Source organism: Halapricum sp. CBA1109 (assembly GCF_009741825.1).
In the GTDB taxonomy this organism is placed as follows: Archaea; Halobacteriota; Halobacteria; order Halobacteriales; family Haloarculaceae; genus Halapricum.
Genome location: NZ_WPCA01000129.1, coordinates 1 through 7,657, shown reverse-complemented (window position 1 = coordinate 7,657; position 7,657 = coordinate 1). Strand labels below are relative to the sequence as shown.

The window sequence follows — 7,657 nt, the reverse complement described above, 5'->3', positions numbered from 1 at the left end:
GCCAGGCTCGCCCACCGCCGCCACGTCGAGGCTGCTCCCGCCGCCGAGACCCACCAGTCGTCGGCGTCGGCCGCGCGGTACGCCGACAGCGCGTCGGCGGCCGTCGAGAGCCGTTTCTCCGGCGTGGTCTCGGCGAAGACGCCCGCAAGCCGGTCGCCCAGTCCCGCGCGGACCGGGTCCATCACCGCCGGCGTCGACCCGACGGTCGATCCGCAGACGACGAGCGCGCGACCCAACTCCTGCCGGGCCAGTTCGTCGCCGAGGGCGGCGACCGCACCCGGTCCCGACCGCACGACGGGCGGGTCGTACTCGAAGCGAAACGGTGTCGACGGTTCAGTCATACGGCCGATACGACCGGGCCGGACAAGACGTTTGGCCGCTCACTCGATGTCGAGCATCGGTTCGACGTCCGCCCACGAGAGGTAGGTCCGGGCCCCGAGGCCCCGGGTCGCCAGCGCTCCGCAGACGTTTGCGACCGCCAGCGCGTCCGCCGGGTCCCGCTCCTCGCGGGCGGCGAGGAACCCGGCGGCGAAGGCGTCGCCGGCCCCCGACGTGTCCACCGGGTCGACCGGGACGCCGGCGTCGGCGACCGTCTCGCCGCCGTGGCGCAGTTCCGCGCCGTCTTCCCCGCGCGTAACGACGACGACCTGCTCCTCGCTCAGGAGGCCGTCTGCCTCGACCATCTCGGCCTCGCGTTCGTTCAGAAAGAGGACGTCCGCACTCCGGACCAGTGGGTCGTACGCCCGGTCGGCGACGCGGCGTCCGGGGGCGAAACTGACCGACGCGCCGGCGTTAGCGGCGATGTCGGCCAACGCGCGGGCCGTCTCGGCGCGCTGACTGCTCAGGTGGAGGTGGTCGGCCCGCCGGACGGCCGCGGTGTCCACGTCGTCGACGCGGAACGCCTCGTTCGCGCCCTCGTTGCCCAGCACCATCACCGATCCCTCGCCGTCGACGACGAGGTACTTCACCGTCGTCCGCGCCTCGGTCGTCTCGACCAGTTCGGTGTCGACGCCGACGGCGTCCAGTTCCCGGCGGGCGAGCAGGCCGTGTTCGTCGGCCCCGACACTGCCGATCAGTGTCGTCTCGATGCCGAGTCCCGCGAGGACGGCCGCGGTGTTCGAGGCGCTCCCACCGCCCGCTTGGGTCTGCCCAGTGATGCGCGCCTCGCCGTCGGCCTCGGGGAGGCGGTCGACCCGCAGAGTCACGTCCCAGTTGACGTGGCCCGCACAGACGATTCGGGTCACGCTGCTCCGCCCACGGTTCGGTCGTCCCCTCGCCGAACAACTCCCGCATCAGGGTGACGATGCTCTCGGGCGGGAACTGGCCACGCTCGGTGACGACGGCGTCGAGGTACCGCGGCGGCGTCACGTCGAACGCCGGGTTCTCGACCGTGATATCGCCGATGCTCGCCCGCGTCTCGTCGTCGATCACCTCGCTCTCCGCGCGGTGTTCTATCTCGACGGTGTGGCCCGTCAGCGTGTCGGGGTGGAGTTTGATCGTCTGGGCGGCGACGGCGATGGGCGTCCCGCGGTCGCGGGCGCAGACCGCCAGCCCCGAGGTCCCGATCTTGTTGATCACGCTCCCGTCGGCGGCGATGGCGTCCGCGCCGACGAGGACCTGATCGACGTCGCCGAGGTACCGCCGCGCGGCCGAGTCGACGACCAGCGTCACAGGCACGCCCAACTCCCGCAGTCGCTCGGCGGTGATGTGGCCCTGATTGCGCGGCCGTGTCTCCTTGCGACCGCCGAGACGTCCTTGCCCTGTTCGCGGGCGGCCTCGATGCAGGCCACCACGTCCGTCGAGTGGCAGTGGGTCATCACCGTGTCGCCGTCCTGCAGGCGGTTCGCGCCGACGGTCCCGAGGTCGGCCTGTGCGTCGTCCAGTCGCGCACAGAACTCCGCGGCGGCGGCCGTCGTGGCCTCCCGCAGGCCGGGACGCTGTCGCCGTCCATCCGCTGGAGGACGTACCGCAGCGCGTTCGGCAGGGAGACGGCCGTCGGGCGCGTATCGAGCAGGTGCCGTGCGGCGGCCCGGAGGTCCTCGCGGAAGGCCGCCGGCGTCTCGGCGTCGCTGTCCTCGGCCTGCGCCCGGAGGGCCTCGGCAGCGGCCTCGGCGATGGTCGCCGCCCCGCGGGTCTCCATCGACGCGATGTCGTCGGCGACCCGCACGACCGCCGGGTGTGGGTCGTGGGTGTCCATAGCATACTCTTGGCGGGCGGTGGTGAAAAGGGCTGAGTGTCGCGTCGAGTCGTCTCGTGGGGCACTCGCGTACTACAGCACATCCGAACGCAGTCGGTCGGGGTCGGTGCAGTTCTCTCGGCCCGGTTCTCCGCTATCAGTCTGTCCGATATTCCTTCTCGAAGCCACGGAACTCGGTCCTGTGTGCCTCCTCGTCGGCGAGAATCGTCACGGCGAGGTCCTCGGTGACCGGGTCGTTGGCGGCTTCGGCGGCGTCTATCAGCGCACTGTAGGTCTCTATCGCACCCTCTTCGGCGTCGAGGACACCTTCGATGACGGCGAGCACGTCCGTCGAATCCTCCGGCGGCTGGAGGGAATCCTGCCGCGCGGTAAACTCACTGGACGCTGGCGGTCGGGAACCGAGTTGTTTGAGCCGCTGACCGAGTTGCTCGGCGTGGTTCAGTTCCTCCTGGATATCCTGTTGGAGGCTCTCTTTGATTTCTTCTGCACGGACCCCGTCGAGCACTATCGCGTTCGTCTGGTAGTTCATCACTGTCTCTATCTCGTCGGAATACGCTTTCCGGAGGAGGTCTACAACTTGGTCACTCATTACGTCCTGCTCTACGGTTCGTGCACGTAACAAGATTTTGGGGAGGGGTGTCTGCTGTTCGAAGCCACAGTGTGCGTTCGAACCCGAAGTCGGGTGAAGACGTGTGTGGTGTCCCCCGCAGGCGTCGTAGCGATGCGGCAACTGCTCCACCCGCTCACTGGCGACGACGAGCACCGTCACTGGACGTTGCAGGGACACTGCGTTCCACTGGACGTTGCAGGGACACTGCGTTCCACTGGACGGACCAGTCTGCCCACCCGAGTTATGTGCGTGGCCCGTGACCGTCCGGTATGGTCGTCGGAGACGTCACGACAGGGACGGACGTACTGGTCGTCGGCGCGGGGCCGGGCGGGTACGTCGCGGCGATTCGGGCGGCACAGCACGACTTCGACGTGACACTGGTCGAGCGAGACGCCTACGGCGGGACGTGTCTCAACTACGGCTGTATCCCTTCGAAGGCGTACGTCTCGGCGACGGATATCGCCCACCGGGCACGTGAGGCCGAGCACATGGGTATCCACGCCGACCCGGCCGTCGACTTGGAGGGGATGGCCGAGTGGAAAGACGGCGTCGTGACGCGGTTGACTCGCGGGGTCGAGGGCCTCTGTAAGCAGGCCGGGGTCAACCTCGTCGAGGGACGGGCGGAGTTCGCCGGCGAGACGACGGCGCGCATCGTCCACGACGGCGCGGGCGAGGGAGCCGAAACTGTGGAGTTTGAACACGCCGTGATCGCTACCGGGAGCCGGCCCGTCGAACTCCCGGGTGTCCCCTTCGACACCGAGGGCGTCGTCTCCTCGAAGGGACTGCTTGCGGCCGAGTCGGTGCCGGAGTCGCTGGTCGTCGTCGGCGGCGGCTACATCGGGATGGAGCTGTCGACGGTGTTCGCCAAACTCGGCGCGGACGTGACCGTCGTCGAGGCGCTGGACAGCGTCCTCCCGGCCTACGAGGACGACGTGACGGCGGTGGTCCGGGACCGCGCCGCGGACCTCGGCGTCGAGTTCGCAACCGGGCTGGCGGCGACCGACGCCGAACCGCGACCCGACGACACCGTCCGTCTCACCGCCGAGACGGGGACGGGCGAGTCCCGGACGTTCGACGCAGAGCGGGTGCTGGTGGCAGTCGGGCGCGAACCGGTCACGGACACGCTGAACCTCGACGCCGTCGGCCTCAAACCGACTGACGAGGGGTTTCTCGACACCGACGAGCAGTGTCGGACGGCTCTCGATCACGTCTTCGCGGTGGGCGACGTCGCGGGCGAACCGATGCTCGCCCACGAGGCGAGCGCGGCGGGGAAAGTCGCGGCTGGGGCCATCGCGGGCGACCCGACGGCGATGGACCAGCAGGCAATTCCCGAGGTGGTGTTCACCGACCCCGAGATAGCGACCGTGGGGCTGACCGAAGCCGAGGCGACCGAGTCGGGCTTCGATCCGGTGGTCGGCGAGGTGCCCCTCCGTTCCAGCGGACGGGCGCTGACACTCGACGAGCGTGAGGGGTTCGTCCGCGTCGTCGCCGCCGAGGCGGGCTTTCTCTTGGGTGCACAGGTCGTCGCGCCCGAAGCCTCGGAGTTGATCGCCGAACTCGGCCTCGCCGTCGAGATGGGCGCGACGCTCGAAGACGTCGCGGGCACCGTCCACGCCCACCCGACGCTGTCCGAATCCATCGGCGAGGCGACGGAGGCGGCGCTGTCGCGTGCGATCCACGCCGCACAGTGATACGGGTCGCTCTCGCGGTGTGAGCGCCGGGGTCGCCGGAAAGGTTATAACGAACAATCGGTCTAACTCTGTCATACACCTCACCATGCGAGACAGTGACGATCCGATAACCACAGCGGTCCTCTCGGGGTCGACCTACGAGCGGCTACGCGCCACCGAGGGGTCGCTGTTCACGATCCGACCGCGGAAGGCGATGGCGATTCAGGCACTCTTGCTGGCCGTGTTGGCCCTCGTCGCACCGATGTATCTCCTCTTTCCGACCAGCGTCGGGCCGCTGCTCCCGACGACGGATCCGATCACGGCGACGCCGAAACTGCTCGTCCTCGGGCTGTTCGGCTGGGGGATGGAGGTGGTAGCGGCCGTGATGATGGTCGGGCTGTACCGCTATCGCACGACGCGGCAACCGCTTTCTGAGTCACAGGCCCGGACTATCTTCGACGTCGAGCGCATCTCGGCGGGGCTCTCCATCGTCACCGGCGGCCTCGCTATCGCGTTCACCGTCGGTATCGTCTCCCTCGGCGTCGGCGGCGAGTCGACGCTCGGCGTCTACCTCGAATCGGTCGCCGGCGGGAACATCTTCGAGCAACTGTCGGTCGCGTTCTCGGTCGCTCACCTCTCTATCGTCTCGATCATCGGGGCCGGTCTGATCGTCGCACTCCGGGGCATCGTCGCCGAGTGACCCCGTCTCGTTGACTCATCCGCGGGCCGCCAATGTCCCGGGACGCCGGAAGTCGCGGTTCTTATGCCGGCGAGGGGAGTAGCCGGTGGTATGCAGACGATCACGCTCGGGCCGAGCGGGACCTACTCACACCGCGCGGCGACGGCCGTCTCCGAGGACGTCGCGTTCACCGAGTCGGTGACGGACATCGTCGCGTCCGTCGCCGACGGCAGCTACGAGCGCGGCGTCATCCCCATCGAGAACTCAATCGAGGGCAGCGTCACCGAGAGCCTAGACGCCTTGGCGACCGGCGACGTCGCCGTCGTCCGCGAGATAATCACCCCGATCAGACACGCCCTGCTGGCCCAAGGGGAGTCTTTCGAGACGGTCGCAAGCCACGCTCAGGCGCTGGCGCAGTGTCGCGGCTACCTCGACGAGCACTACCCCGCGGTCGAACTGGAGGCCGTCGCCTCCACCGCCCGCGGCGTCCAGCGCGCCATCGAGGACCCCGCCGTCGCGGCCATCGCCCACCCCGACAACGTCACCGAGGACCTGACGCGTCTGGCCGAGGACATTCAGGACCAGGACTCCAACGCGACGCGGTTCGTCGTCATCGGCCCCGAGGCCGCCCGGAGCGAGGCCGGCGGCAAGACGTCCGTCGTCATCTACCCCAACTCCGACTACCCCGGACTCCTGCTCAAACTGCTGGAACCGTTCGCCGAACGGGACATCAACCTCTCGCGGCTCGAATCCCGGCCAAGCGGCGAGCGACTCGGCGACTACGTCTTCCACGTCGACTTCCAGGCCGGCCTCTACGAGGAGCGCACGCAGGCGGCCCTCGAGGAGATAGAGGCACTGGCTTCCGAGGGGTGGGTCCGACGGCTCGGCTCCTACGACACCGAACACGTCGTCTCGTGACGGCCCAATTTTAACTTGGTCGGCGTCGAACCGCCGGGTATGAGCCCTGGATCCAGTCCCTTCGACGACATCGAGCGGTTGTTCGACCGTATGTCAGACCAGTTCGAGGCGCTCGACCCCGCCGACCTCGGCGTCCCGGTCACGCCCCTCCCCGTCGACGTCGTCGACGAGGGGGACGCGTTCGTCGTCCGCGCCGACCTCGCGGGGTACGACGCCGAGGACATCGACGTCTCCCTGCCCGCCGCGCGGACGGTCCGCATCGACGCCGTCCGCGAGACGGCCGGTGCCACCGGCGGGAAGCGCCGGCAAGCTGACGAGCGGGGAGAAACCGAGGGGCGGGTCGACGACGAGGACGACGGCGTCATCATCAGAAGCGAGCGCAGCGAGTCGGTCCAGCGGTCGGTGTCCCTGCCCGAGGCGGTCGAACGAAACGCGACGGAAGCGACCTACGACGACGGAGTCTTGGAGATCAGACTCCCGAAGGAACAGGCAGACGACGGTGTCTCGGTCCCGGTGAACTAGTCCTCGTCGTCGGGCGTCTTCGTCACTCGGCCGACCGCTCGCTGGAGGAACGACTCACCGATGTCCTTGGGCGTTCTGACGTACTCGGAGACGACCCAGACGATAGCCGCGATGGCCAACAGCAGCGCCCCCATCGCCGTCCGGTCGCCGAACACGAGCATATCGGCACCGGCCAACACCAAGGGCACGACGATAATGACCGTCCCCATCCGCTGGACGGTGTCCATAATTCCGGCAGCCATACCCTCCGGTTCGGGACGGGCACGCAAAAAAGTCGCCGCTGTTCAGCGCAACTCGGTCAACTCGGTCAGCGACTCGATGTGGTGTTCCGGGTCAGGGCTGCCCTCCGGGGGGTCGCCGCCACGGGCCAGCAACGCGGCGTCGATATCGGCGCGGTGGGCGGCCTCGACGTCGCTCCGCCGGTCGCCGACGAACAGTACGTCCTCGCCGTCCAGTCGGTCGAGCGCCCACTCCAGATACGTCGGGTCGGGCTTGCGGTTCCCGTACTCCGCGAGCGTCGGGAACCGGCCGCGGACGACCGACATCGGGAACTCGAAGTAGTCGGTGACGAATCGGGCCGTCCCGTGGCGGTTGTTGCTCACGGCACCGAGTTCGTGGGTCTCCGCGAGGGCGTCGAGGGCATCGGCGTCGGGCGGGGCGACGCGGTCGCCGGCGGCGATAGACTCGTTCTCGACGGTCGTGGCCGCCCGTTCGCGGTAGGCCCACACCGGTGCGGCGGGGACGCCGAGGTCGTCACAGACGGCGCGTACGTCCGTGACGGAGTCGGGGTCGACCAGCGCCGGCGGCGGGTCCTCGCTCTCGCCGTCGTGGCCGAAGTCGGCGAGCGCCGTCGCCGTGGCTCTGCGGTATATCGCCCGGTCGGTGTGATAGCCTGTCAGCAACACGCCGTCCATGTCGAACAGAATCGCGTCGTAGGCCATACGACGGGCTTCGGACGGGAGCGACGAGTAGCTATCGCCTGTTTCACCCATAGTGTTCAGATAAGAGGACGAAACGATAGAAAGCCCTCGGCCAGTTCCAGTCCCGCGGCTCGCTGTCGC

The 7,657-nt window shown here is 68.7% G+C and carries 8 protein-coding genes and 2 pseudogenes; 4 read left to right on the top strand and 6 right to left on the bottom strand.

What is annotated here, in order from left to right:
- The 4 genes and pseudogenes from GJ629_RS12690 to GJ629_RS12675 all read right to left on the bottom strand — a co-directional run.
- Nucleotides 1–341 (bottom strand): annotated as a pseudogene (locus tag GJ629_RS12690) (iron-containing alcohol dehydrogenase); the annotation flags it as partial.
- 39 nt (nt 342–380) lie between these two features.
- Entirely contained in the window at nt 381–1,244 is an 864-nt protein-coding gene (locus GJ629_RS12685) for a carbohydrate kinase family protein (protein ID WP_370515902.1), read from the bottom strand.
- Nucleotides 1,245–1,248: 4 nt separating this feature from the next.
- Nucleotides 1,249–2,197, bottom strand: a pseudogene (locus tag GJ629_RS12680) (ribose 1,5-bisphosphate isomerase); the annotation flags it as partial.
- A 136-nt stretch (nt 2,198–2,333) separates the two neighbouring features.
- Entirely contained in the window at nt 2,334–2,786 is a 453-nt protein-coding gene (locus GJ629_RS12675) for a ferritin-like domain-containing protein (protein ID WP_157513380.1), read from the bottom strand.
- Between the two features lie 290 nt (nt 2,787–3,076).
- Between GJ629_RS12675 and lpdA the strand changes: the two genes are divergently transcribed.
- The 4 genes from lpdA to GJ629_RS12655 all read left to right on the top strand — a co-directional run bounded on the left by lpdA (nt 3,077) and on the right by GJ629_RS12655 (nt 6,596).
- Nucleotides 3,077–4,498 (top strand): dihydrolipoyl dehydrogenase, encoded by a 1,422-nt coding sequence (lpdA, locus tag GJ629_RS12670; protein WP_157513379.1) that lies wholly within the window; start codon nt 3,077–3,079, stop codon nt 4,496–4,498.
- A gap of 85 nt (nt 4,499–4,583) precedes the next feature.
- Complete coding sequence (locus GJ629_RS12665; RefSeq protein ID WP_157513378.1) at nt 4,584–5,177, top strand: hypothetical protein; 594 nt, start codon at nt 4,584–4,586, stop codon at nt 5,175–5,177.
- A 90-nt stretch (nt 5,178–5,267) separates the two neighbouring features.
- Nucleotides 5,268–6,074, top strand: coding sequence for a prephenate dehydratase (pheA, locus tag GJ629_RS12660; RefSeq protein WP_157513377.1), 807 nt, complete (start codon nt 5,268–5,270; stop codon nt 6,072–6,074).
- A 39-nt stretch (nt 6,075–6,113) separates the two neighbouring features.
- The gene (locus GJ629_RS12655; protein ID WP_157513376.1) at nt 6,114–6,596 is read left to right on the top strand and encodes an Hsp20/alpha crystallin family protein; all 483 of its coding nucleotides are present in this window, start codon (nt 6,114–6,116) and stop codon (nt 6,594–6,596) included.
- Here GJ629_RS12655 and GJ629_RS12650 read toward each other — a convergent pair.
- Complete coding sequence (locus GJ629_RS12650) at nt 6,593–6,838, bottom strand: hypothetical protein (RefSeq protein ID WP_157513375.1); 246 nt, start codon at nt 6,836–6,838, stop codon at nt 6,593–6,595. The two genes, GJ629_RS12655 and GJ629_RS12650, sit on opposite strands and share 4 nt — an antisense overlap.
- Before the next feature lie 42 nt (nt 6,839–6,880).
- The gene (locus tag GJ629_RS12645; protein WP_157513374.1) at nt 6,881–7,537 is read right to left on the bottom strand and encodes an HAD family hydrolase; all 657 of its coding nucleotides are present in this window, start codon (nt 7,535–7,537) and stop codon (nt 6,881–6,883) included.
- Between the last annotated feature and the right edge of the window lie 120 nt (nt 7,538–7,657).